The sequence below is a fragment of the Streptomyces sp. NPDC020681 genome (genome assembly GCF_044334895.1).
In the GTDB taxonomy this organism is placed as follows: domain Bacteria; phylum Actinomycetota; class Actinomycetes; order Streptomycetales; family Streptomycetaceae; genus Streptomyces.
The window spans coordinates 161,816-185,942 of sequence record NZ_JBIRTX010000013.1 but is presented as its reverse complement, the minus strand read 5'-3'; the positions used below and the strand labels follow the sequence as shown (position 1 = coordinate 185,942).

Sequence of the window (24,127 nt, the reverse complement as noted above, 5' to 3'; positions counted from 1 at the left end):
GGCCGACGCATGAGCGCGTCACGGGAGGGCACGGGCGGTGACATCCCTCGCGACGGCCGCTACGGCGAGACGGTGTTCAGGCCCGAGCAGACAGGCGAGGACCAGCGCATCGATCTCGGCGCGCTCACCTACGACGACATCACCCTGACGCGACTCATGAACCTGGGTGCCGGACCGGGCTGGAACTGCCTGGACCTCGGTGCGGGAACCGGCACGGTGTCCCGCCGCCTCCTGAGCCAGGCCCGGGTCGCCAACGTGCTCGCCGTCGACCGCGACGTACGCTTCCTCACCGCCCACCCCACACCCGGGCTGACCGCCCTGGAGGCGGACATCACCGCCCCGGACTTCAACCCTGGTCAATTCCAGCTGGTCCACGCCCGGTTCGTCCTCATGCACCTGCGCTCCTGGCATCGGATGATCACCAAGCTGAGCACCCTCGTCGCCCCCGGCGGCGTGCTGGTCCTCAGCGACGCGATCGACCTGACCACCGCGACAGCCCCCGCAACCCCCTACACGCAGGTGATACGAGCCATGTGGCAGGGGCTCAAGGACACGATCGGCACCGACATCTCCTGGGTGCCCGGATACCCGCAGCTGCTGCGGGGAGCGAACCTTGAATCCGTGGCGGCGGAGATCCATGTGCCTCCTCTGCTCCCGGGAAGCCCCATCAGCCGCTTCTGGGCGCAGACATGGGACCACGCGAGAGAGACGATCGTGGCCACCCGCCTCGCGGACGAACCTGCCGTCGACGCCGCGATCCGCTATCTGGACTCACCCGACTGTGCCGCTCTCTCACCCGGGATGATCACCGCCTGGGGCTGGAAGCCCGACGAAGCCTCGGCATGACGCCATGCCGGTTGGGCTGTGCGACGGACCAGCCCGGAGCGAATCTCCCGGCGCCAACACAACCCGCCCGCCGGATTGGACGAGGACGACCGGCGCGGCCGGGCGCTGGCCGCCGAAGTGGTACGGGCGGCGGAGCGCACTCCTGCCCTGCAAGGGACGCCTATCGCGAGGCACTCCCTCTCGATTCCTACGACCACATCGCCAAGGCCCGCATAGAGCAATTGGAGAACATCGAGCTACCTGAACCGCCGGGTGGGCTCATCACCCACCATCCCCACGGCTTCCACCTGCTGGAGATGACCCACGTCATGGGTGATCCGGGCTGCGCGAGTCACTTGGCCGGACGCCTGAGGGCCGGCCGTTCATCGACTGGTCGAAGGTGCCGCTGCCCGACCCGGGGCGTGATCACCTCCCGGTCGGCCAGCCGATCCGATGGCTCGGACAGCTGCACTTCTTCGGCGGAACCGAGCACGACGACTAGATCGTGTCCGTCGCCTGCTGACGGGAGCCGTGCGCGGTCACGCAGTTTCAGCCGGCACCCCGCCACTGGTCTGCTCCCCACGCGAGGACGTATCCCTCCCCATTGAGGGCCCAATGCAGTGCGGCGGACGGCAGCAGGCTGCCGGATCTGCGACGCAGCTCGCAGAAGACCACGCCGGCCGCCGCGGTGCCCACGACGGCCGCGGCAACAGACAACGTGACACCGAGCGTGCCGTGGCCGAAGACAGTCCCGACTGCACTGTTGGCTTTTGTGATGCCCAGTGAGGGAAGCACATGCCAGAAGCCGAACAGGATCGAGGAGAGTGACGTTGCCCAGCCGACGCCCCATCGCCGCTTGAACATGGCCCACAAGACGCCCCGGAACGCGACTTCCTCAAGCAGCACGGTGCCAAACGGCACACGGATCAGTACCCGGAACAGCAGCTGGGCCACGGACAGGTCGTCGGCACGCTCATCCAGGAACAGCGGGCGGGTGAGCGGAATGGCGAACGCGATGAGATAGCCGACCAGCACCGCCCCGGCCAGGATCAGCCCCCACCGCACTCCGCGGCCCAGCGTGGCCCTGCCGAGTCCGAGGTCGGCCCAGCTGATGCCGTCCCAGCGGGCAATCAGAATCAGGACCGCGGTCGCGGCGAGGCAGACGGGGACGTAGAACCCAGGTACGAGCCGGTTGTTGAGGACGTTCACGACCGCGAGAACGGCGACGGCCAGGAAGATACGCATGGTGATGCCAGGATCGTCGATCGGGCACGGTCACCGCTGGTTTCTCCCGCGTGTCCAGGGACGGCACCCGGATGCGGTGCATTGATCGTTTCGCTCCCAAGGCCATAGGGGCGCTGATCTGTTGCCGTTCATGGCCAGGGTCGGCTCAGGTGCTCCGCGATGCGCGCTCCCCACGTGCGGATGTCGGCGCGTGTCCGGGACACGTGCAGCTCTGCGTGCGGCAGCAGACGGGCAAGCGTTTCCGCGGTCGACAGGGGGTGGCCCGGGTCATCGACCCAGGCAAGAATCAAACTCGGTTGGTGCAGTGTGGCGACTGCCGTGGGGGAGGGGAGATCGGACAGCGCCAGGCCGCGCAGGACGGAAGGCAGTACCCGCTCGGCAGGCGTGGGTGGCGAGTCGGGAACATCGGCCACGACTGCGGGGCGAGGCTGCTTCTCCTTGGCGGCGAGCCAAGCGTCCACTCCCTCTCGTTCGATGGTGTCAGCGGACTCCCGGTTGGCCCGCGCATGCGCCTCCCTTGTCTCCCATGCCGTGGGTGGGATGAGCAGAACGAGTCGGGAGAACCGGTCGGGCGCCTGGACGGCGGCATGCAGCACAGTGCCGCATCCCATCGAAGCGCCCAAGGCGTCGAGGGGCTCGGCGGCGCCCAGGTGATCGAGCAGGGCCAGCAGATCGTCGGTAAGCGAGTGATAGGTGTAGTCCGTATCGACGGGGTCGCCGGTGGACCGCCCGTGCGCCCGAGCGTCATAGCGGACCAGACGATGCCCCGCGTCAAGGACCGGATCCCAGTCGAACAGGCCCATCCGGTCCTCAGCGGCCTGACTGACGAACCCTCCGTGCGCGTACACAGCGAGGGAGCCCTGGCCCGCGTCGTCGTAGACCAGCTCGGCCCCGCGATGCCAGATGCAGCCTTGCTTGACCGTGTGCCTTCCCACCGCACTCATAGCCACGCGCCTCGGCTCGGCATCTCTGCCTCAAGCCTACGACTGCGAGATCCGGGCGGTCCGGGTGTGCCGCTGTAGATTCTCTGTCCCGTCCAGGAGGGCTCGTGACGTCTTAGTCGAGCCGGGAGACCTGATAGTGGCTGATGTACCAGCCCTGCTCCATGCGCTGCACCAGTACGCCGAGGTTCACCCTCAGAGTGGGCCGATCGGTGAACGAGAAGTCGACGTCCAGGTACCCGAATACGAGGTTGTCGGCGGGGCGTCTGGTTTCGAGAATCCGATATGCCGCCGTCAGCCCGACGGGCTGGGAGTCGTAGTAGGCGGCGATGCCCGGCCTTCCGACGCTGTAGGGGCGCAGTCCTTGGAAGATTGCGTCTTCGGTGAACTGGGAGGCGACCTGCTGCGGTTCGTGCCTGTCGACTGCGGTCTTCCACTGGTCGAGGACGCCGCGCAGGATCGCTTCGCTGTCTGTCGTGCTGTTCATCAGGTTCTCCTGTTGGTGAGTCGGCGCAGACATCCGCTGGGCCCGGTGAGCCACTGTGACCGGCGCATTTGGCTGCCAGAGCGGTGCTGTGACCGGTCGGCTTCCTGCCGGTGGACGCGGCCCCCGGGCCGCGCGGCGTCGGCGGTGAGCGCAGGGTCAGTGGCCGGCGCTCATGCCGCCGTCGACGTGGAGGATCTCTCCGGTGACGAACGGGGCGTTCTCCAGGTAGATCACCGCGTCGACGATGTCGCGCTGCTCGCCCATCCGGCCGACCGGATGCAGGGCGGCGAGGGCCTCGTGGGTCTCCTCGGGATGCATGGGGGTCTTGATGGTGCCCGGTGAGACCGCGTTGGTGCGGATGCCTCGCGTGGCGTACTCGATGGCGAGGGACTTGGTGGCGGACTGCAGGCCGCCCTTGGTCAACGAGGCAAGCACGGAAGGGACGTTGGAGTCGGCGTTGTCGACCAGGCTGGTGGTGACGTTGACGATGTGTCCGCCGCCTACGGCGAGCATGCGCTCGATGGCCAGCTGGGTGATGCGGAAGAAGCCCGCGAGGTTCACGCCGGTGACGGCGGCGTAGTCGTCGTCGGTGTAGTCCGTGAACGGCTTGGCGACAAAAAGGCCCGCGTTGTTGACCAGGGTGTCGATACGGCCGAATCGCTCCACGCCGGCGGCGATGACGCGTTCGGCGGTGGCGGGGTCCGCGATGTCGCCCTGGACGGTCAGGATGCCCGCGTCGTCGGCAGGAGCGATGGTGCGCGAGGTGGCTACGACGGCGTAGCCGAGCTTGTGATACGCGTCGACGAGTCCCGCGCCGATGCCCTGGGAGGCGCCGGTGATGACTGCGACCTTCTGGTGCTGAGAGCTCATGATGACCTTCTTCGGTTGGGGTGGGCCTGCCACGACTGATCGTCTAGACGACCGGTCGACTATTCGAACGTAGGCGGCTCGGCACGAAGAAGTCAAAGGGCAACAGGGCCCTGGCCAGGACCGGCATCCTCCCAGTTGGTAGGCGCAGCCTTCCAGCCCATGTCAGCGGGAGCGCGCCGACCCGGGTCGGGCGGCCGCGGCAGGAGCGGCGGAGCGCCCTAGCGCCGGTACGGGTCGCCGTCGGGCAGCCAGGCGCCCGGGGCATGGATGCCGAGGTCGCCCACGGCGTCGCAGAGGGCATCGATGACGGCGAGGACCGCAGGGCGTTCCTCGCCCTCGCGCCAGACCAAGGACCAGGTCCAGTAGATCTCCGGTGCGACGACCGGACGTTGGACGAGGTCGGGCGGCAGCGGTGTGGTCTGGCCCTTGGGGCAGTTGACGATCGGACGGCTGCTGCGACGGACGTGGTCGAAGAAGGCGGGTCCGGTGATGCCGCCGTCGGAGATGCGTACCGCGCGGGCCCCGCTGTCCCGGGCCAGTAGTTCGGCGTAGTCGTTCCAGGACGACCAGGAGGTGGTGTCGTCGTCGAGCAGGACGACGGTGTCCCGGGCGCGCACGTCGCGCGTGTCGTCGCCGGAGGCAACGGCGTAGAGCCGGTCGGCGCCGATGAGCCGGGCGTGCAGGCCGCGTTGTGTCAGGTCCTCCGTCCGCACCCAGCACACCGCAAGGTCCAGGCTGCCGTCGGCGACCCGGGCGGCCTGAGTGTGTGAGGGCGCGATCCACGCGTCGATGTGCACTTGGGCGACCCCCGCCGTGCGGGCGGTCAGGTCTGGCGGGAGCCAGTTGACGTAGCCGAGTCGTACCGATTCCGATCCGGACAGCTGAACGGCACGCCGCTGGAGGTCGTCAGCCCGCTCAAGCAGGGCGCGGGTGTGGGGGAGCAGCGCCGAACCGGCCGGGGTGAGGGACACCGAACGGCGGTCGCGATCGAAGAGCCGCACGCCCAAGTCGCGCTCGAGCGCCTTGATCTGTTGCGACAAGGAGGGGCCCGCGATCAGCAGACGCTGGGCGGCCCGGCCGAAGTTCAGCTCCTCGGCGACCGCGACGAAGTACCGCAGCTGGCGCAGTTCCACACCCGTCATGCTACGGGGGTGAGAGGCCACGGCTCCCAGCAGGGAGGAAGCCGGTTGTGGCATCGTCCCTGGTGGCAGGCGGACGATGAAGCCATGGAAGCTCCAGGCAAGTGAGTCAGCAGCCCTCGACGCCTCCGACAGACGGGTTGAGCCTGTCGGCTCCCGGTACGCCCGGCCGTCCGAACTGACCTCGGCGGCCGGCACCAGGAAGCTCAGGCAACCACCACCAGTTCCGGTGTCCGGTCCTCGCCGGACGCCCCACCGAGCGGAGCAGGACCATGCGAGAGTTCCTGGTGGAGATCACCACCACAGTCCCCGAGGGCACCAGCCAGGACGAGGTCGACCAGCGACGTGCCGCCGAAGCAGTTCGCGCCCGGGAACTGGCAGGTACCGACAACCTGGCGCGCTTGTGGCGCCCGGTCGGCGATCTCCGCAGCATCGGCATCTGGCGGGCCGCCGACGAGGAGGAGCTCCACGAGAAGGTGCTCGGAACCCTCCCGCTGCGCCCGTGGATGACTCTCACCGTCACCGCGCTCGAGTCCCACCCCAACGACCCCGGCCGGACTGACGCCACGCCGTGACAGCAGGCTCGGCAGGCCCACTGGCGCCGGCGCGATCAGACGCCGGCACCGACCTCGTGCGGTGCGCGAGCACCCAGCAGGGCCAGGCAGTTCGGCCACAATGCGCTGAGTCGCTGGGGGTTGTTGTAGAGCTTGGCGAACAACACCTGCCCCTCCAACTGGGCGACCACCGCGCGTGCGGCTTCCCGTGTGTTGGTCGCGGTGACTTCCTTGCGCTCGAGGGCCTCAGCAATGACCGAGTCGACCAACTCGACCTGCGCGTCAAAAATCTCCTGCAGTCGGGTGCGGATGGCCTCGGTGTGGTTACTCATCTCCAGGCTGAGGTTCCCGAACAGACAGCCCGAGACAGTGCCGCAGCTCTGCCGGCCGGCACGCTGGCCCGCCTCGGTCTCCTCGAACAGCCGACGCAGCCGCTGCAGCGGTTCCTCGTCACTGTTCAGGATGCGTGTCCACATGCGCTGTTGATCGACCCAGTGCTCGTCGATCACGGCCAGGCCGAGAGCTTCCTTGGAATCGAAGAAGTAGTAGAAGCTGCCCTTCGGCACACCGGCTGTCTTGCAGATCTCCGCCACGCCCAAGGCAGAGTAACCGCGGAGCTCGATCAGCGATTGCGCAACGCTGAGGATCTTCCCGCGGGCGTTGCTGGTCCGTCCCATGGGGCAAGTGTACGACCGGTCGACTACTTCCTATTGGACCAGTCGCCCACCGCGGCCACCAGCTGGAAGCCGCGCGACGCCAGGGGCCCGGGTAGTGCTGGCCGGCAGCCATCGCGTGACCGGCTTCTGTCCCAGAGCAACTCCCCATCGAGCCGCGGCACCCGCCGGCCGGGGTGGCCGAACCGTATCTCCGGGCCGTAACGTCTGCCCGTCTCAGGTGAAGTAGATCAGGGGGCCAGTGGCAGTGTGGACAAGGTGCTGGAAAGCGGCGACTGCGGTGGTGGCTGCCGGAGTGTTCGTCGTTTCCGGGTGTTCGTCACAGCAACCGGTCGAGGAGGAAAAAGGGGCGGATGCGGCACCGGCGTCCGTGACGCCGTCGCCCTCCGGGTCTCGGCCGCTGACGACCGCACAGTTGAAGTCACTCCTGCTACGGGACGAGGACGTGCCGCAGGCTGACAGTGCGCCCGTTCAGGGCCCGGTTCCCAAGTACGATCCGCGAGTTGTGGTAGCGGGGGGCCCGGACTGCCAGGACGTGTTCGACGTGCTTGTCGCACACGACGCGTCCACGTCCGTGATCCAGGACTTCTGGTGGAACAACAACCGCTGGGGTGCCCGGACCTGGCTGGCCTCGTATGCCGACACCGAGGCCCCAGAGCAGTTCCAAAGACTCAAACGAGGACTCAAGACCTGCGAGGCCCTTCTCGGCGAAACCCCTGAGGGGAAGCTCAACTCCCGCATCACCATGGCGAAGGCCCCCGCGGCCGGTGACGAGGCCGTCGCCTTCGACCTGAGCATGAAGGGCTCAGATGGCACGGTGCTGATCGACCACCACATCATGGTGCGTGTGGGCACCCTCACGGTCGACTTCAGCGACCGCGGCGCGCAGCGCACACACCGATTCCCTCTCGACGTGGTGGTCGACAAGCAACTCGACCGGCTCACGCAAGGGGCGAGCACCTGACGTACCACTGCCCGCCCCCGGCGTTACGGTGCCCTCGTGTGCATCCACTTTCCGGCGTGGTGATCATCCGGTGGGTATGTCGTCCGCCCGTTCGCCTTCGGCCTGCGACGGTTCGGTCCTGGGCACGTCGGGGTGCACCTCCATGGCACTGCGCTCGCCCGGTTCGTCTCGCTCGCCTTCCGCCTGCGACGGAGTGTGTGAATACAGCCAAGTGTCGTAATCCGAATCCGAGGCACCGGATTTCATGACGGGCCTCCTTTACTCGCTCACCTCCAGTCTCCACCTTCGCCGGTTGATGTGGCGAAACGAAGACGAGAGGAATTTCCGCAGGTCAGCGGATTGATCACGCCACGTGTGTGGGGATAGGCGCTGGCCGAGCGTGCCGGGGTGAGCCTGGCTCTTCTCGCCGTGGTCCGGTGGCGCCGGCCACCTCGACCCAATCAAGGAGAGATCCGACGCTCCATCGCTGCCTCGTCGAATTGCTTCGCCGTATCGGGTAGCGCCTGCTCGAACCAGACCATCTTGCCCGTACTCAGCCGCGTCGCCCCCCAATGCCGAGCGAGCTGATTCACGAGGAACAGGCCGCGGCCGCCCTCGTCACCGAGCTGAGCGTGCCGCATTCTGGGCACGTATGGGGAGTCATCGCCTACCTCGCAGCGAAGAGCGCTGGTGCGGATCAGCCTCAGCCACAGCGGACGGGACGCGTATCGCGAGGCGTTGGTCACCACCTCGCTCACCATGAGCTCGGTCGAATCCACCATGGATTCCAGCTGCCAACGGAGCAGCATCTTGCGGGTCAGCCGACGGGCACGGCTCGCTGCTTGCGGATGCGGAGCAAGGTACCAATACGCGACGTTGCCGGCGGCGATGCCGTCGAATCGGGCGGCGAGCAGTGCAACGTCGTCCTTCTGGTCGGTCGGGCCGATGAGTCGGAGAATCGCGTCGCACAGCATTTCGGGCGGCGTGGCGGAATCATGGCCGGCGGCTTGCAGCTGGTCGCGCAGGAATTCCAAGCCTGTCCAGACGTCCCTTGTCCGCGTTTCGACGAGTCCGTCCGTGTACAAAATCAACGTCGCGCCAACCGGTGCGTACAGTTCCACCGTCTCGAAGGTGAGGCCGCCGACACCGATTGGCGGCCCCGGCGGGACCTGTAGCACCTTGGCGCCGCCGTCCGGGGCAACGAGGATGGGCGGCGGATGGCCGGCGTTGGCCAGCTGCAGCCGCTGCGCTATCGGATCGTAGATGGCGTAGAGGCAGGTCGCGATGTGCTGGCTACTGAGCCGCTGAGCCTGTTCGTCGAGGTGGTAAAGGATCTCCTCCGGGGGGAGGTCGAGTCCCGCGAGCGTCTGCACGGTCGTGCGCAACTGGCCCATGATCGCGGCGGAGGTCATGGAATGACCCATGACATCGCCGATGACGAGCGCCACGCGGTTACCGGGCAGAGGCATGGCGTCGTACCAGTCGCCGCCGACCTGAGATGTTTCCGCGGCGGACAGATATCGACTGGCGAGTCGGACGCCGGAGAGTTCTGGCAGTGATACCGGAAGCATGGTCCGCTGTATGGCCGCCGCGCGGACAGCGTCCTGTTCGGAGGCTTCGAGCCTGTCCATGCTGAGGGCCGTGTGCGTGGCGAGCTGAGAGGCGACGAGCAGATCGTTGTCGCAGAAAGGGGGCTGGTCGGGCCCACGGATCAGAAGGGCGACGCCGATGACTTGGCGGCGGCCGACGAGCGGGGCGATGATCACTCGCTCACCGGATGGAAGGTCCTTGGGGCCGCCCACCGCGGGATCCAGCAGTTCCTTAACCCATGATGCGGTTCCTGGGGTGTCCCCGAGGATGGGCAGCCCGGCACGCAGGAGTTCGGCAAGGGGGCCGCTGACCGAGAGTTTTTGCGATCCGATCGGGGTCGACGACCACTGCGGGACGCCGGTCCGGGTGCTGTCCAGCACGGCTGCTTCCGCATGTGCACCCCGGTCGGCGGTATGCGGAAGCAGGATCAGGAGATCGGGTGTCTCGTTCTCTGTCGGCGACCTCTCGCACAGATGAATAAGAACCGCATCGGCAAAGGCGGGAACGACAGCGCTGCGAAGTTCACTCAGCGTTTCGTCCGGGAACATTCCGCGATCGATCTGCCGAATGGCGGCGTCGAGGTAGATCAGATGGTCCGCATGCTGAACAGCGCCGTCAGCCGTGTCTACCGGTCGTTGCGTCCCTGGGCGCTCGGCTTGGCGTCCACCGGCAGGCGCGGGTTGATCGGACTGGAATTGCAGAGACTGCTCGGGGCCACAGCCCGACGCGACACTCCGCTCCCCGCCGGAAGCGTCGGGCCCTTCCGCCCTGCTGACAGCCCCATCGGGGACTTCATCGGGGAAAGGATGTGGCATCACCTTACTGGCTCCATCCTGACCTTTCTGAGGCCGCCGCGTGCTTCATCCAGTCCGTCGGCACCGCAGAAAGATCTGTTCCTCCGGAGGCACGTCAGAGATCGCAGGGGCGTAGGTGTAGGAGTCCTCATCGAGGATCTCGAAGCCGGCCTCCTCGACGACCTGGATCAGGTCCTCCCGGATATAGCCGGAGACGCGGATGTTCGTGTGGAGGAAGGAGATCGTGAAGTCGTCCACGTCGGCCTCGACCATCGACAGGACGAAGAGACCATCGGGAACCAAGAGGTGGTGGATGGTACTCAGGGCGAGCGGGATCTCGGCCCGCGGGAGCATCAGCAGCGAGAAGAATGCGACTGCCGCGTCGAAACGCCCAAGGTCCTGGGGGCCGCCGGGACGGAGGTCGGCGATATCGATCTGGTGGAACGTAGCCTTGGGCACATACTCTCGAGCCAGGCGCACCATCTCGCCGGACAGATCGACTCCGGTGACTTCGAAACCCGCGTCCGACAACTGGCGGGCCGTCGGCAAGCCGGTACCGCATCCGAGATCGAGTACTCGGCTGCCGCGATCCAGGGTCTCGGCCAGAAATTTGCCGGCCGACACCTGCCCTGCCTTGTACGGGAACGCTTCGTCGTACCGATCACCGATGACATCGAATGCCTCTGCCTGGCCGCTGCGATCGATCCGAATGCTCTCGTAGCCAGCTTCTTCGGTGGTTTCGCCCATGGCTTCACCCTTCAGATCACGTGTAAGAGAATACCCACTGGAGCTGTGGGGGAGGTCGTCCCATCGGGCCGAAACTCAGTAGTAGCGAGCGCGCGCCAGGTGGGTGCAGTGCGCAACCGTGGCGTCGTCAAGAACGAGAGCATCGGGGTCTCCGGATGTGCGGGCTTGGGCCTGCCGGACGCGGGGATGATATCGGCCGGCCCGTTGGCGCGGAGCAGTTCCAGCACTCCGGGCCAGGCGGTCAGTGCGGGCAGCTTCTTGCGGTCTGCTGGTGACGCGGCCACGCTCCCGTGCGGGCGGGCTCCGCGTCCCTCGTACGGCGGTGTGCTGGCGGGCCGAAGCCCTGGACACGTGCGACCCTCGACTCGCGAAACGCATGCGCTCGACGCAGGATCGATTCCGGTATCGAGAACCTGACGGCGAGATAGCCGAAGGCTCGCCCGGAAGCGAGCACGGGTCCAGAAGATGGTCGGGTGAGCGGGGAGGCGCAGGCATGAGGGTGCAGGGCAGTTCCGGGCCATTGCGCGTGCAGGCCATCGCCGGTACTCATGCGGTGGCACTGGGCTTCGACCACGACCGAGCTGCCATGAACGGCGTGCTCGGTTTCGGCGTCGAGCGGTTCGATCACACCGAGGGCCGGCACCGTTGGCTCGACAACCGCATCCGGTTCCCGCAGGCGAGGCGCCGATGGGGGTCCAACTGGAACCCCTTCCAGACCTTTGCCTGGGGTGACTATCGCGTCAAGCCAGGCCACACCTACACCTACCGTGTGCACACCATGGCCGGAACTCCGGGGGAGGAACTCACCCCGGTCTCGACCGTCGAGCTGCAGGTGCGGACCGAGGAGCCGGGCGTGCACGGTGTCTGGTTCAACCGTGGCGTGTATGCCTCTCAGGCCTACGCCGAACGCTTCAGGAACCTCCACCCCCGCGACGTCGCCAATCGCGAGGCCTGGCGATGGTTGTCGCGCGGTCTCGAGGAGGCGCTGCTCGCCTTCATCGGCACCGCCGCCGGCGACGGCTCGCAGCTCCACGCCGCGCTGTACGAGTTCGAGTACCTGCCCGTGCTCGAGGCCTTCCGCGTGGCCGCAGACACGGGCGTGGACGTCCAACTCGTCGTGTTCGACCACGAGCACAACCGTGAAGCGGTGACCGCCGCCGGTATCGACGACCTGGTCGTGGCCTGGCGGGCCCGGGCCCAGATCCCGCACAACAAGTTCGTGATCGCGAGCCGCGACGGTGCGCCCCGGGCCGTCTGGACCGGGTCGACCAACATCACCGAGAACGGGATCTTCGGTCAGTCGAACGTCGGACACACCGTCACCGAACCGACCGTCGCCCGGCAGTACCTCGACTACTGGGCGCAGCTCGTCGCGGACCCCACCCCTGGCACCCTCAACAACTGGGTGGACGCCAACAACCCGATGCCCGATCCGTGGCCGGCGGGCATCTCGATCGTGTTCAGCCCGCACACGCGGACGACGGCGCAGGACCGCTACGCCGAACTGTTCGGGTCGGCGCAGGATCTGGTGTGCATCACTTTCCCGTTCAACTTCGATCCTCGGTTCGCCAACCAGCTCCCGGGTGACCACGCCGCGCTGCGTTGGCTGCTGTTCGAGAACGCCAACATCGCCGACGCGCACCGGAACCTGGTCACTGATCCCGACACCGAGCTCGTGGCCTGCGGCCTGGTCGAAGAGGGCGGCCTCGCGGGCTGGGCGGCCGAGCACGACAACCCGTTCTCCAACAACATCGAGTACCTGCACACGAAGTACCTGCTGATCGACCCGATCGGCGACGATCCGATCGTGGTCACCGGCTCGGCCAACTTCAGCAACCCGTCCGCGAACAGGAACGACGAGAACATGCTGGTGATCCGGGGCGACCACGGCCTCGCGGAGATCTACTTCACCGAGTTCTTCCGCCTGTTCAGCCACCACCGCTTCCGCGACTCGCTCCGCCTGGCCGCGCACCAGCCCACACCCGGCCCCGAGACCGGAGTCGAGGCGCCGGTGCCGCTCGCCGCCGGCGACTGGTGGGACAAGTACTACGACGAACCGGCGCGGGACCACCAACGCCGACTGCTGGCCGATTCGCTCTAGAGCGTGCCTCTTTGACGCGGTGGCCGGCTGATCGGATGCGGAGATCACGAAGGCGGGGACAATCCGTCTCCGTTGGTGCGGCGCCGCTCCTGGTAGGCGGCCACCGCCGTGGGCAGCGTCGGGAAGATCAGATCGGGGCCGACGGACTCGGTCAGCCCGTAGGCGTCAAGGTCTTCGCGCAGGTCCTGTTTGACCCGGGCCATCGCGAACACGATCCCGCGCGCGGCCAGTTCGCGGCGCAGCGAATCGACGGAGTCCAGCGCGGTGATGTCCACCTCCACATTGGCCTCGGTGTTGAGCACGAACCACTCCACGGGGCCTTCCTGTTCCGAGACGGCGGCGAGTGCCCGGCGCCGGAAGTCCTCGGCGTTGGCGAAGAACAGCGGAGAGTCGTAGCGGTAGACGACCAGCCCAGGAACGGTGCGGGCCTGCGGATAGTCGTCGATGTCGTGCATGCCGGCGACACCGGGCACGAGGCCCTGGACGGCGTCGTGCGGGCGGGCCACCCGGGTCAGGAGTTCGGCCACCGACAGGCCGACCGCCACCAGCACTCCGTAAAGAATGTCCAGGGCCAGCACACCAAGCAGGCAGCCGAGCGCCAACAGGAGTTCCCGGCGCCTGAAGGCGGCCAGCCGCCGGAAGCCTGCCAGGTCGATCATCCGGACGGCGGCGTAGACGACGAGGGCTCCTAGCACGGTCACCGGAGTGAGGGTCAGCAGCGGGCTGAGGAACAGCAGGACGGCGAGCACAACCGCCCCTGCGGTGAGCGAGTACAACTGGGTGCGGCCGCCCGCCGATTGGGCGAGCGCGGTACGGCTGGCGCTGCTGCTCACCGGGAAGCCGTGCAGCACGCCGGCGCCGATGTTCGCCGCGCCCAGGGCCAGCAGCTCCTGGTCGGCGTCGAGCGGCCGGTCGTTGGGTGAGGCGAAGGCGCGCGCGGTCAGGATCACGTCGGTGTAGCCGACGAGGAGGAGACCCAGCGCCGGCAGGATCAGTTCGGGCAGTTCGCCGAGATCGGGCAGTGCGGGGCGGGGGAGTCCCGACGGGACCTCGCCGATCACCGCGATGCCGTGCTCGTCCAGTTGGAACACCGCCACCACTGCCGTACCGAGCACGACGGCCAGCAGCGGGCCGGGAACGCCGGGCAGCACGCGCGGCGCGGCGAAGAGGAAGACCAGCGCCGCGGCGGCGAAGACCACGGTGGCCACCTGGGCATCGTCCAGATGCCGTACGAAGGACCACAGCTGTGGGAAGAAGCCGGAGCCCGTCGTCTGGACGCCGGTGAGCTTGGGCAGCTGGTCCACGATCATGATCAGCGCAACGCCCGCGAGATAGCCGACCAGGACCGGCCGTGAGAGGAGATCGGCCACGAAGCCGAGCCTCGCCGCCCACGCCACCAGGCACAGCAGCCCGACCGCGACCGCGAGCGCGGCCGCCAGTACCGCATACCGGCCGGGGTCCCCGTCGGCCAGCGGCCCGACCACGGCGGCGGTCATCAGCGCGGTCGTCGACTCGGGACCGACCGACAGCAGCCGCGACGAGCCGAGCCCCGCGTAGAGCACCAGGCCGGGCAGAATCGCCCACAGCCCGGTGACCGGCGGCAGTCCCGCCACGCTCGCGTACGCCATGACCTGCGGCACGAGGTACGCCGCGACGGTCACTCCGGCCAGCAGGTCACCGTGCAGCCAGGAGCGCCGGTAGCCGGCGAGCACGGTGACACCCGGCGCACCGGGTACCAGGCGACGCCACCACGCGTCGTGAGCACCCGCGGGTTGGGACATGGATCTCCTTTCCACGCCTCTTCAGGATCCCGCCGACGGTCGCACAGCCGCGAGGCCGACCAGGCAAGCCACGCCCGTCGCCATGATGCCTCGGCGCGCGACCCTCCGTGGGCGGCAGGGCGCGGCCAGCCCCAACGGGCCCCGCACACAGTGCCGTTCGGCCCACGCCCGCGGTCCTTCGGCCTCTTCGGAAACCCCGCCGCGCCCCGCAACAGTGAGCCACGTCAGCACCCCGCCGCATCTTCCGAAGGGACACCACCATGGCCGTGCATGAGCATCCCCACCGGCGCTCCGGCTTCCACCTGCCCGCCTGGCGCGGGAACCGGACTGTGCCGACGTCCGAGTCCACCGCTGTGGCGGACACGGACACCCACAGCCTGCGCGCCTACTCCTTCGCATCCCTCCGCCTGCTCACCGGCTTCGTCTTCCTGTGGGCTTTCCTCGACAAGACCTTCGGCTTCGGCTACGCCACCCCCTCCGGCAAGGGCTGGGTCGACGGCGGTTCCCCGACCAAGGGGTTCCTCGGCGGCGTCGCTGCCGGGCCGATGGAGTCGACCTTCCATTCCTGGGCAGGCGACGGCTGGGCGGACTGGCTGTTCATGGCCGGTCTGCTCGGCATCGGACTGGCCCTGATCAGCGGCATCGCGCTGCGGACGGCCGCCATTGCGGGGACAGCGATGATGGCGCTGATGTGGATCGCCGAGTGGCCGCCCGCGAAGCATCTGTCCGACGGCTCTCCGAGTATGTCCACCAACCCCGTCGTGGAGTACCACGTCATCTACGCGGCCGTGCTGATCGCCCTCGCCCTGGCTTCGGCCGGCGACACCTGGGGCCTCGGCAGGGCCTGGGCACGGCTGCCGTTCGTGCGCGACAACCAATGGCTGCGCTGACCGGCCCCCCGGACAGGGGCCGGTCGGCCCCTGTCCGGGACCTGCGGCCCCTCCTGCTCGGCGGCCGCGACTACCACGCTGGAAGCCGGATACCCGGATGGATCCACCCCGCTCCCCTGGAGGTGTGCACCATGACCCGCACTGTCACCGTGGGCCTTGACGGATCACCCGAGAGCAGGGCCGCCGCGGAATGGGCGGCCCGCGAAGCGAAGTTGCGCGGTCTGCCGCTGCGGCTGGTCAACGTCTGGGAACCGGTGCCGCCCATGGGGCAGGCCCCGCTGCTCGGCGGAGAGACGCAGCAGCACTGGTCCGAGCGTATTCCGCGCGAGGCGGCCGAGGTCCTCCGGCTGCGGCACCCGGATGTGGAGATCACTGTGGAGCAGCTCGCCGGACGGCCCGGCGAGGTACTGCCGGCTGCGGTTGAGGATGCCGAGCTGCTGGCTCTGGGGTCCCGGGGACTGAGCGGCTTCGGCGGTTACCTGGTCGGTTCTGTGGGGCTGGCCGTCGTGGCGCACTGCGAGCGGCCCGTCGTTCTCGTACGCGCCGGAGACCAGGCCGCCGCGGAGGAGGACGCTCCTGATCCCGACATGGCCGCGTCCGGCACCAGTGCGTACCGGCCCGTCGTGCTGGGCATTGACACGACCAGTCCCGACGACGCGGTGATCGCGTTCGCCTTTGACGCCGCGGTCCGTCGTGGCACGGCGCTGCGTGTCGTCCACGGCTGGAATCTGCCGCCCTACTTCGTCTACGGACTGCCCGCCGACCTCGACCTGAACGCCCGACTTGCGGTCGGTGAGTCCGCCACGCTCACCGAGGTGCTGCGGCCGTGGCGGCAGAAGTTCCCGGACGTCGAGGTCGTGGAGGAGTCCCATTCCGGCAAGGCTGCCAACCGGCTGGTGGACGCCTCCCGCGACGCCTCGCTGGTTGTCGTCGGGCGCCGCATCCGCCGCTCTCCGGTGGGCGCGCACATCGGACCCGTCACCTATGCCGTACTGCACCACGCCACCGCACCCGTCGCGGTGATCCCCCACCTGTGACGTCGGAAGGGCAGATCGCCGTGTCCTGTTCAGCGGCCTCGGTCGACGAGTGCTTCGATGACGGAGTGCGGGGCCAGGCCGACGCCCGGGCCGTGTTCGGATTCCCGGAGGGAGTGTGAGTTCGATGGAGCTGCCCCTGGTCGTGGGCGTGGACGGCTCCGAGCCGAGTCTGCGGGCCGTGGACTGGGCGGCTGCCGAGGCAGGTCTGCACGGGGTGCCGCTGCGGCTGGTGAACGCCTCGCTGTGGGAGCGGTACGAGGGCGCCGCCCTCGCCGACGATCTGGGCAAGCCGTCGGAGCAGGTGCTCGCCGAGACCATCGTTGCCTCGGCCGCGGAACGCGCCCGGCGCCGCAACCCGGACGTGAAGATCTCCACCGAAATCCTGCCTGAGGACGCGGTGACCGCGCTCCTGCGCGAGGGCCGCAACGCCTTCGCGCTGGTCGTCGGCTCGCACGGGCGCAGCGGCATCACCGAGCTGCTGCTCGGCTCGGTGAGCCTGGCCGTCGCGGCCCGCGCCGACTGCCCGGTGATCGTGCTGCGCGGCCCTCAGGATCAGCGGCGCCGCCGAGGAATCCGTCAGCGCATCGTCCTCGGCGTCGACGAACCGCCGCAAGGGTCGGCCGCCGTGCGGTTCGCCTTCCAGGAGGCAGAGGCCCGGTACGCCGACCTGCACGCCGTACGGGCCTGGCGCCGTCCCGCCCACGAGAGCACGGACCACCCCCAGACCGCGGGTGAGCCCGCCGGTCACCACGAGACTCGGGCGGCGGAGACCGTGGAAGCAGCGCTGGGCGAGGCCGTTGCGGACCATCCGTCCGTCCAGCTGCGCCGCCGGACCGTCGAAGGCCCCGCCGGCAAAATCCTGGTGGACGCCTCGGCCACCGCCGATCTGCTGGTCGTCGGCGCTCAGCGCCGCCACGGGCACCTCGGGCTCCAGCTCGGCCGGGTCGCCCACGCGGTGCTGCACCGTGCCGTCTGCCCGGTGGCCGTCGTGCCGCAGCAGGTGTGACCGCGATGGCCGCCGTCTCACTCCGTCAGACCGGCCGCATGATCGGGCACGTAGGTCTGCAGATCACGCGGCGGGCGGACATAGCCGCTGGACGGCGGTCTGGCCGGAAGCTCGAGCACCGGCGGCGACACCTCGTGGTACGGAACGGAGCCGAGCAGATGGGCCATCATGTTCAGCCGTGCCCGGCGCTTGCTGTCGCTCTCGACGACGAACCACGGCGCTTCCGCGATGTCCGTGTGCACCAGCATCTCGTCCTTGGCGCGGGAGTATGCCTCCCACCGGGTGATCGACTCGAGGTCCATCGGCGACAGTTTCCAGCGCCGCGTCGGGTCCTCCAGCCTGCGCCGGAACCGCTGCTCCTGCACGGCGTCGCTCACCGAGAACCAGTACTTGCGCAGCAGGATCCCGTCCTCGACGAGCATCCGCTCGAAGATGGGGCACTGGTGGAGGAACCGCTGGTGCTCCTCCTTCGTGCAGAAACCCATCACATGCTCGACGCCGGCGCGGTTGTACCAGCTCCGGTCGAACAGCACGATCTCTCCGGCGGCCGGCAGGTGCTCGGCGTACCGCTGGAAGTACCACTGGGTGCGTTCGCGCTCCGTGGGCTTGGGCAGGGCCACGGTCCGCGCGACGCGCGGATTGAGATGTTCCGACACCCGCTTGATGGTGCCGCCCTTGCCCGCCGCGTCCCGGCCCTCGAACACCACGACCAGCCGGGCGTTCTCGGCCCGTACCCACTCCTGGAGCTTCACCAGCTCCGTCTGCAACCTCAGCAGCTCCCGCTCGTACGCGGCACGCGACGGCGTCGCCACCGGCCGCTCCTTCTTGCCGGCCATGCCGCCTCCCCAGTTCGTTGACACTACGGAGTCACCCATGCCCGAGGCCCAGCAGCAGGACAGCACCGTACGGACGGAATCGACCGTACTGACCGACGAGGAACTGCGCACCCTGGACGCCCACTGGCGGGCCGCCAACTATCTGGCCGTCGGCCAGATCTATCTGATGGCCAACCCGCTGCTGCACGAACCTCTGCACCCCGAGCACATCAAGCCGAGGCTGCTCGGCCACTGGGGCACCTCGCCGGGGCTCAACCTCGTCCACACCCATCTCAACCGCGTCATCCGGCAACGCGGTCTCGACGCGCTGTGCGTCTGGGGCCCGGGCCACGGCGGGCCCGCGGTCCTCGCGAACTCCTGGCTGGAGGGCAGCTACAGCGAGATCTATCCGGATGTCAGCCGGGACGCGACGGGCATGGAGCGTCTGTTCCGCCAGTTCTCCTTCCCGGGCGGCGTGCCCAGCCATGTCGCCCCGGAGACCCCGGGCTCCATCCACGAGGGCGGTGAACTGGGCTACTCACTCGCCCACGCCTACGGAGCCGCCCTCGACAACCCGGACCTGCTGGTCGCCTGCGTCATCGGCGACGGCGAGGCCGAAACCGGTCCGCTGGCCGCGTCCTGGCACTCCAACAAGTTCCTCGACCCCGTCCACGACGGGGCCGTCCTGCCCATCCTCCACCTCAACGGCTACAAGATCGCCAACCCGACGGTCCTGGCCCGCCTGCCGGAATCCGAACTCGACGACCTGCTTCGCGGCTACGGACACGAGCCGATCCATGTCACCGGCGACGACCCACTCCAGGTCCACCGCGACATGGCCGCCGCACTCGACCACGCGCTGGACCGGATCGCGCTCATGCAGCGCACGGCCCGCGAGGAAGGCAGGACAGAACGGGCGCGCTGGCCGGTGATCGTGCTGCGCACGCCCAAGGGCTGGACCGGGCCGGCCGTGGTCGACGGAGTGCCGGTCGAGGGAACCTGGCGCTCGCACCAGGTGCCGCTGGCCGGCGTGCGCGAAAACCCGGACCACCTGCGACAGTTGGAGGCCTGGCTGCGTTCGTACCGGCCGGACGAACTCTTCGACGCGCACGGCGCCCCGACCGGTGAGGTACTCGCCTGCGTGCCCGAAGGCGTGCGCCGGCTGGGCGCCACGCCGCACGCCAACGGCGGCCTGCTCGTCCGCGAACTGCCCCTCCCGCCGCTGGAGCGCTTCGCCGTCCCCGTCGACAAGCCCGGGGCGACGGTGCACGAACCCACCCGGGTCCTCGGCGACCTGATCGAACTGGTCATGGAGGACACCGGCGACCGCCGCAACTTCCGGCTGGTCGGACCAGACGAGACCGCATCCAACCGGCTCGGAGCGGTCTTCGGCGCCACCGACAAGGTCTGGCAGGCCCGGATCGAGCCGACCGACGAACACCTCGCCCGGCACGGCCGGGTCATGGAGATCCTCTCCGAACACCTCTGCCAGGGCTGGCTGGAGGGTTATCTGCTCACCGGCCGGCATGGCCTGTTCTCCTGCTACGAAGCCTTCGTCCACCTCGTCGACTCCATGGTCAACCAGCACATCAAATGGCTGAGGACCTCCCGCCAACTGCCCTGGCGGGCCCCGGTTCCCTCCCTGAACTATCTCCTCACCTCGCACGTGTGGCGGCAGGACCACAACGGCTTCTCGCACCAGGACCCCGGCTTCGTCGACCATGTGCTCAACAAGAGCCCCGAGGTCGTACGGGTCTACCTGCCGCCGGACGCCAACACACTGCTCTCCGTCGCCGACCACGCCCTGCGCAGCCGCGACTACGTCAACGTGATCGTCGCCGGAAAACAGCCCTGCTTCGACTGGCTGTCCATGGACCAGGCCAAGGCCCACTGCGCACGCGGCGCCGGTATCTGGGAGTGGGCGGGCACGAACCACGAACGCGAGCCGGACGTCGTCCTGGCCTGCGCCGGCGACGTGCCCACCCAGGAGGTCCTTGCCGCGGCCGGGATGCTCCGCCGTCATCTGCCCGAGCTCGCCGTGCGGGTCGTCAACGTCGTCGACATCGCCCGGCTGATGCCGCGCGAGGAACACCCGCACGGGATGAGCGACTTCGAGTACGACGGACTGTTCACCCGTGACAAGCCGGTGATCTTCGCCTACCACGGCTATCCCTGGCTGATCCACCGGCTCGCCTACCGCCGCACCGGCCACCCCAACCTGCATGTCCGCGGCTACAAGGAGATGGGCACCACCACGACTCCGTTCGACATGGTCGTCCGCAACGACCTGGACCGCTACCGGCTCGTCATGGACGTCATCGACCGCGTCCCCGGGCTCGCTGTGCGTGCCGCCGCCGTACGTCAGCGGATGGCCGACGCCCGCACCCGACACCACGCCTGGATCCGCGAACACGGCACCGACCTGCCCGAGGTCGCGGACTGGACCTGGACCGGCTGAACTCGGCTCCTCCACGAGAAGGGCTCTCCACCATGACCGTACGCAACGCCGTCACCGCCCTGGTGGGGGACGGCCGATGAGCCCGCCGGACCCCCAACCGGCCGCCGTGCCCCGCGCGCTGCGGGGCACAGCGGCCGTGGTCTTCGACACCGACGGAGTCATCACCGACTCCGCCCGGGTGCACGCCGCCGCCTGGAAGGCCGCCTTCGACGACTTCCTGCGCGACCACCCGCCCGCGGATGTCACACAGCGACGGCCCTTCGACATGGAGGAGGACTATCTGCGCTACGTCGACGGCAAGTCACGGCTGGACGGAGCCGAGGCCTTTCTGGAGTCCCGCGGTCTGCGGCTGCCCGAAGTGGACGTGCGGGCCGTCGCCGCGCAGAAGGAGCAGCTGTTCACCGCCAGGCTGCGCGAAGGCGGCATCGATGCCTACCCGGGCACCGTCCGGCTGCTGCGTACGCTGCGCGCCGCCGGGATTCCGCTGGCCGCCGCATCCGCTTCCCGGCACGCCCGTGAACTGCTCGAACACGCCGGAGTGTTGAACCTCTTCGACGCCCTGGTGGACGGCGGGGAAGCGGCCCGGCTGCGCCTGCCGGGCAAACCCGATCCCGCGCTCTTCCTGGAGGCCGCCCGCCGCCTCGGCGTCGCCGCCGAGCGCACCGCCGTCGTCGAGGACGCGCTGGCAGGCGTCGAGGCCGGGCTGCGCGGGGGCTTCGGGCTGGTCGTCGGCGTCGACCGGGCAGGCACCCCCCAGACCCGTGCAGAACTCCTGAAACGCGGCGCGGACCTGGTCGTCGACGACCTGGCCGAACTACTGGTCCCGGAGGACTGACGATGCTCGAGTGGACCTGGGAGTACGAAGGTTACGACCCGGCGCAGGAGCGGCTGCGGGAATCCCTGTGCACCCTTGGCAACGGCTACTTCGCGACCCGCGGCGCGGCGCCCGAGTGCGCGGCTGACTCCGTCCACTACCCGGGCACCTACGCCGCCGGCTGCTACAACCGGCTCACGTCGGACGTGTCGGGACGCCAGGTCGAGAACGAGGACATGGTGAATCTGCCCAACTGGCTGCCCCTGCGCTTCCGTATCCACTCCGCGAACGTCGTCGACCCGGCGTGGCTGACCCCGGACACGCACACGCTGCTCGATCACCGGCTGATCCTGGACCTGCGCTCCGGAATCCTGGAGCGTACAGTGCGCTACGAGGAGGGCGGCCGGCGTCTCGCCGTACGGCAGCTGCGCCTGGTCCACATGGCCCTGCCCCATCTGGCCCTGCTGCGCACCGAGTTCACCGCCGAGGGCTGGTCCGGCGAGATCGAGGTCGAATCGGCGCTCGACGGAACGGTCACCAATGCCGGAGTCGAGCGCTACCGGCAACTGGCCACGCGGCACCTCACACACGTCGAGACCGGCACCGCGAGCCCCGATACGACGTGGTTGCGCTGCCGGACCACCACGTCCGACATCCGTATCGGCATGGCCGCCCGAACCACCACCGACACCAAGAGGGAAGCCACCACCGCGCACGACGGCTCACGGACCGCGCACCTCCTGCGCATCAAGCTGGCCCCGGGCCGAACCGTGACCGTGGACAAGACGGTCGCTCTGCACACGTCCAAGGACCCGGCGATCAGCGACCCGCTGCATGCCGCGGTCGACCGGGTCGGCCGCGCACCCGACGTCGACACACTGCTGGACTCACACCGCGCTGCCTGGCAGCAGCTGTGGCGCAACGCCGAACTCGACGTGCCCGGCAAGGCGGGCCCGATCCTGCGACTGCACCTCTTCCATGTCCTGCAGACACTCTCGCCGCACACCGCCGACCTCGACGTCGGCGTGCCCGCACGGGGCCTGCACGGCGAGGCCTACCGCGGCCATGTGTTCTGGGACGAGCTGTTCGTACTGCCCTATCTCAACCTGCACTTCCCGGAGGTCTCCCGGGCTCTGCTCGGCTATCGACACCGGCGGCTGGAGAGGGCCCTGTTCGCCGCCGGCGACGCCGGCCGGGCCGGGGTCATGTACCCGTGGCAGAGCGGCAGCGACGGCCGCGAGGAAACCCAGAAGGTGCACCTCAACCCGCGTTCGGGCCGCTGGCTCCCCGACCACTCGCGGCTCCAGCACCATGTCGGTTCGGCGATCGCCTACAACGTGTGGCAGTACTGCGAGGCCACAGAGGACCGGGAGTTCCTGAACACCAAAGGCGCGGAGATGCTGCTCCAGATCGCCCGGTTCTGGGCCGGCGCGGCGGCTTACGACAAGGCGCTCGGCCGCTACCGGATCCGCGGCGTCGTCGGACCCGACGAATACCACGACGCCTATCCCGGAGCCTCCGCGCCGGGACTCGACGACAACGCGTACACCAATGTCACCGCCGCCTGGGTCCTCAGCCGCGCCGTTGAGGTGCTGCGCGGGCTTCCGGAACCGCGACGCCGCGAACTCTACGAACGCGCCGGCCTCGACAGCGCCGAACTGGAACTCTGGACTGAGGTCTCGCGGCGGCTGTACGTCCCCTTCCACGCCGGCATCATCAGTCAGTTCGACGGCTACGACCGCCTCGACGAACTCGACTGGGACGCCTACCGGGACCGCTACGGCGACATCCGGCGCCTCGACCGGATCCTGGAGGCCGAGGGCGACACGGTCAACCGCTACCAGGCGTCCAAGCAGGCCGACGTCCTGATGCTCGGCTACCTCTTCTCACCGGCCGAACTCCAGGGCCTGTTCCGCCAGCTCGGCCACGAACTCGACGACACCACCTGGCAGCGCACCGTCGACTACTACCTGCGCCGCACCAGCCACGGCTCGACGCTCAGCAGCCTGGTCCACGGCTGGGTACTGGCCCGGGTTCGGCGCGCGGAGGCATGGACCTTCTGCCAGGAGGCCCTCGCGGGTGACATCGCGGATCTCCAGGGCGGCACCACGGGCGAGGGCATCCATCTCGGCGCGATGGCCGGCACGCTGGACCTCGTACAACGCGGACTGACCGGCCTCGAGACGCGGGCCGGGATGCTGCGCCTGGATCCCGTCCCCGTCCCGGAGCTGTCCGAGTACGGCTTCGCGATCCACTACCAGGGCCACTGGGGCGTACGGCTCCGACTGAGCACGGGACGGCTGGTGGTCACTGTTCCGTACTCGGACCGGCCGCCGATCGGCATCCAACTGCCGGACCGCGCGGTCTCGGTGGCACCGGGCGAATCCTGCGCGCTCACTCTGCCAGACAGCTGACC

Annotated in this window: 21 protein-coding genes; 10 read left to right on the top strand and 11 right to left on the bottom strand. The window is 68.8% G+C overall.

Annotated elements, in window-relative coordinates:
• Nucleotides 1–9 precede the first annotated feature (9 nt).
• Nucleotides 10–846 (top strand): class I SAM-dependent methyltransferase, encoded by an 837-nt coding sequence (locus ACH4YL_RS27790; protein ID WP_398510175.1) that lies wholly within the window; start codon nucleotides 10–12, stop codon nucleotides 844–846.
• A 528-nt stretch (nucleotides 847–1,374) separates the two neighbouring features.
• Here the strand turns inward: ACH4YL_RS27790 and ACH4YL_RS27785 are convergent.
• The 5 genes from ACH4YL_RS27785 to ACH4YL_RS27765 all read right to left on the bottom strand — a co-directional run bounded on the left by ACH4YL_RS27785 (nucleotide 1,375) and on the right by ACH4YL_RS27765 (nucleotide 5,510).
• Nucleotides 1,375–2,070 (bottom strand): lysostaphin resistance A-like protein, encoded by a 696-nt coding sequence (locus tag ACH4YL_RS27785; protein WP_398510174.1) that lies wholly within the window; start codon nucleotides 2,068–2,070, stop codon nucleotides 1,375–1,377.
• Nucleotides 2,071–2,198: 128 nt separating this feature from the next.
• Entirely contained in the window at nucleotides 2,199–3,014 is an 816-nt protein-coding gene (locus ACH4YL_RS27780; RefSeq protein WP_398510173.1) for an alpha/beta fold hydrolase, read from the bottom strand.
• 112 nt (nucleotides 3,015–3,126) lie between these two features.
• Nucleotides 3,127–3,498: a YybH family protein gene (locus ACH4YL_RS27775; RefSeq protein WP_398510172.1), complete on the bottom strand. Its 372-nt coding sequence runs from the start codon at nucleotides 3,496–3,498 to the stop codon at nucleotides 3,127–3,129.
• A gap of 156 nt (nucleotides 3,499–3,654) precedes the next feature.
• Nucleotides 3,655–4,368, bottom strand: a complete 714-nt coding sequence (locus tag ACH4YL_RS27770; RefSeq protein WP_398510171.1) for an SDR family NAD(P)-dependent oxidoreductase — start codon at nucleotides 4,366–4,368, stop codon at nucleotides 3,655–3,657.
• A gap of 218 nt (nucleotides 4,369–4,586) precedes the next feature.
• A complete protein-coding gene (locus ACH4YL_RS27765) occupies nucleotides 4,587–5,510 on the bottom strand; it encodes a LysR family transcriptional regulator (protein WP_398510170.1) in 924 nt (307 codons plus the stop codon).
• Between the two features lie 269 nt (nucleotides 5,511–5,779).
• Between ACH4YL_RS27765 and ACH4YL_RS27760 the strand changes: the two genes are divergently transcribed.
• On the top strand, nucleotides 5,780–6,082 hold the full coding sequence (locus tag ACH4YL_RS27760) for a muconolactone Delta-isomerase family protein (RefSeq protein WP_398510169.1): 303 nt from the start codon (nucleotides 5,780–5,782) through the stop codon (nucleotides 6,080–6,082).
• A 35-nt stretch (nucleotides 6,083–6,117) separates the two neighbouring features.
• Here ACH4YL_RS27760 and ACH4YL_RS27755 read toward each other — a convergent pair whose 3' ends face one another.
• Nucleotides 6,118–6,738 (bottom strand): TetR/AcrR family transcriptional regulator, encoded by a 621-nt coding sequence (locus ACH4YL_RS27755; RefSeq protein ID WP_398510168.1) that lies wholly within the window; start codon nucleotides 6,736–6,738, stop codon nucleotides 6,118–6,120.
• Between the two features lie 541 nt (nucleotides 6,739–7,279).
• Here ACH4YL_RS27755 and ACH4YL_RS27750 point away from each other — a divergent pair.
• Complete coding sequence (locus tag ACH4YL_RS27750; protein ID WP_398510167.1) at nucleotides 7,280–7,699, top strand: hypothetical protein; 420 nt, start codon at nucleotides 7,280–7,282, stop codon at nucleotides 7,697–7,699.
• A gap of 63 nt (nucleotides 7,700–7,762) precedes the next feature.
• Here the strand turns inward: ACH4YL_RS27750 and ACH4YL_RS27745 are convergent, their stop codons facing one another.
• The 3 genes from ACH4YL_RS27745 to ACH4YL_RS27735 form a co-directional block, all read right to left on the bottom strand.
• Nucleotides 7,763–7,945: a hypothetical protein gene (locus ACH4YL_RS27745; protein WP_398510166.1), complete on the bottom strand. Its 183-nt coding sequence runs from the start codon at nucleotides 7,943–7,945 to the stop codon at nucleotides 7,763–7,765.
• A 194-nt stretch (nucleotides 7,946–8,139) separates the two neighbouring features.
• Nucleotides 8,140–9,816, bottom strand: a complete 1,677-nt coding sequence (locus ACH4YL_RS27740; protein ID WP_398510165.1) for a SpoIIE family protein phosphatase — start codon at nucleotides 9,814–9,816, stop codon at nucleotides 8,140–8,142.
• Between the two features lie 312 nt (nucleotides 9,817–10,128).
• Nucleotides 10,129–10,809 (bottom strand): class I SAM-dependent DNA methyltransferase, encoded by a 681-nt coding sequence (locus ACH4YL_RS27735; protein WP_398510164.1) that lies wholly within the window; start codon nucleotides 10,807–10,809, stop codon nucleotides 10,129–10,131.
• A 493-nt stretch (nucleotides 10,810–11,302) separates the two neighbouring features.
• Here ACH4YL_RS27735 and ACH4YL_RS27730 point away from each other — a divergent pair, with 493 nt between their 5' ends.
• Entirely contained in the window at nucleotides 11,303–12,910 is a 1,608-nt protein-coding gene (locus ACH4YL_RS27730; RefSeq protein WP_398510163.1) for a phospholipase D-like domain-containing protein, read from the top strand.
• 44 nt (nucleotides 12,911–12,954) lie between these two features.
• Here the strand turns inward: ACH4YL_RS27730 and ACH4YL_RS27725 are convergent, their stop codons facing one another.
• Nucleotides 12,955–14,691: a SulP family inorganic anion transporter gene (locus tag ACH4YL_RS27725; RefSeq protein WP_398510162.1), complete on the bottom strand. Its 1,737-nt coding sequence runs from the start codon at nucleotides 14,689–14,691 to the stop codon at nucleotides 12,955–12,957.
• Between the two features lie 260 nt (nucleotides 14,692–14,951).
• Here ACH4YL_RS27725 and ACH4YL_RS27720 point away from each other — a divergent pair, with 260 nt between their 5' ends.
• The 3 genes from ACH4YL_RS27720 (at nucleotide 14,952) to ACH4YL_RS27710 (ending at nucleotide 17,624) form a co-directional block, all read left to right on the top strand.
• On the top strand, nucleotides 14,952–15,581 hold the full coding sequence (locus tag ACH4YL_RS27720) for a hypothetical protein (RefSeq protein WP_398510161.1): 630 nt from the start codon (nucleotides 14,952–14,954) through the stop codon (nucleotides 15,579–15,581).
• A 131-nt stretch (nucleotides 15,582–15,712) separates the two neighbouring features.
• Nucleotides 15,713–16,618: a universal stress protein gene (locus ACH4YL_RS27715; protein ID WP_398510160.1), complete on the top strand. Its 906-nt coding sequence runs from the start codon at nucleotides 15,713–15,715 to the stop codon at nucleotides 16,616–16,618.
• A 124-nt stretch (nucleotides 16,619–16,742) separates the two neighbouring features.
• Nucleotides 16,743–17,624 carry a universal stress protein gene (locus ACH4YL_RS27710; protein WP_398510159.1) on the top strand — a complete coding sequence of 294 codons (882 nt, stop codon included), beginning with the start codon at nucleotides 16,743–16,745 and terminating at the stop codon, nucleotides 17,622–17,624.
• Between the two features lie 17 nt (nucleotides 17,625–17,641).
• On the opposite strand, the gene ppk2 is transcribed toward ACH4YL_RS27710, so the two are convergent.
• The gene (gene ppk2 / locus ACH4YL_RS27705; protein ID WP_398510158.1) at nucleotides 17,642–18,460 is read right to left on the bottom strand and encodes a polyphosphate kinase 2; all 819 of its coding nucleotides are present in this window, start codon (nucleotides 18,458–18,460) and stop codon (nucleotides 17,642–17,644) included.
• 37 nt (nucleotides 18,461–18,497) lie between these two features.
• Between ppk2 and ACH4YL_RS27700 the strand changes: the two genes are divergently transcribed.
• From ACH4YL_RS27700 to ACH4YL_RS27690, 3 genes are all read left to right on the top strand, one after another.
• Nucleotides 18,498–20,897, top strand: a complete 2,400-nt coding sequence (locus tag ACH4YL_RS27700; protein WP_398510157.1) for a phosphoketolase — start codon at nucleotides 18,498–18,500, stop codon at nucleotides 20,895–20,897.
• Nucleotides 20,898–20,973: 76 nt separating this feature from the next.
• Entirely contained in the window at nucleotides 20,974–21,732 is a 759-nt protein-coding gene (locus tag ACH4YL_RS27695) for an HAD family hydrolase (protein WP_398510156.1), read from the top strand.
• A gap of 2 nt (nucleotides 21,733–21,734) precedes the next feature.
• The gene (locus ACH4YL_RS27690) at nucleotides 21,735–24,125 is read left to right on the top strand and encodes a glycoside hydrolase family 65 protein (protein ID WP_398510155.1); all 2,391 of its coding nucleotides are present in this window, start codon (nucleotides 21,735–21,737) and stop codon (nucleotides 24,123–24,125) included.
• The last annotated feature ends 2 nt before the right edge of the window (nucleotides 24,126–24,127 follow it).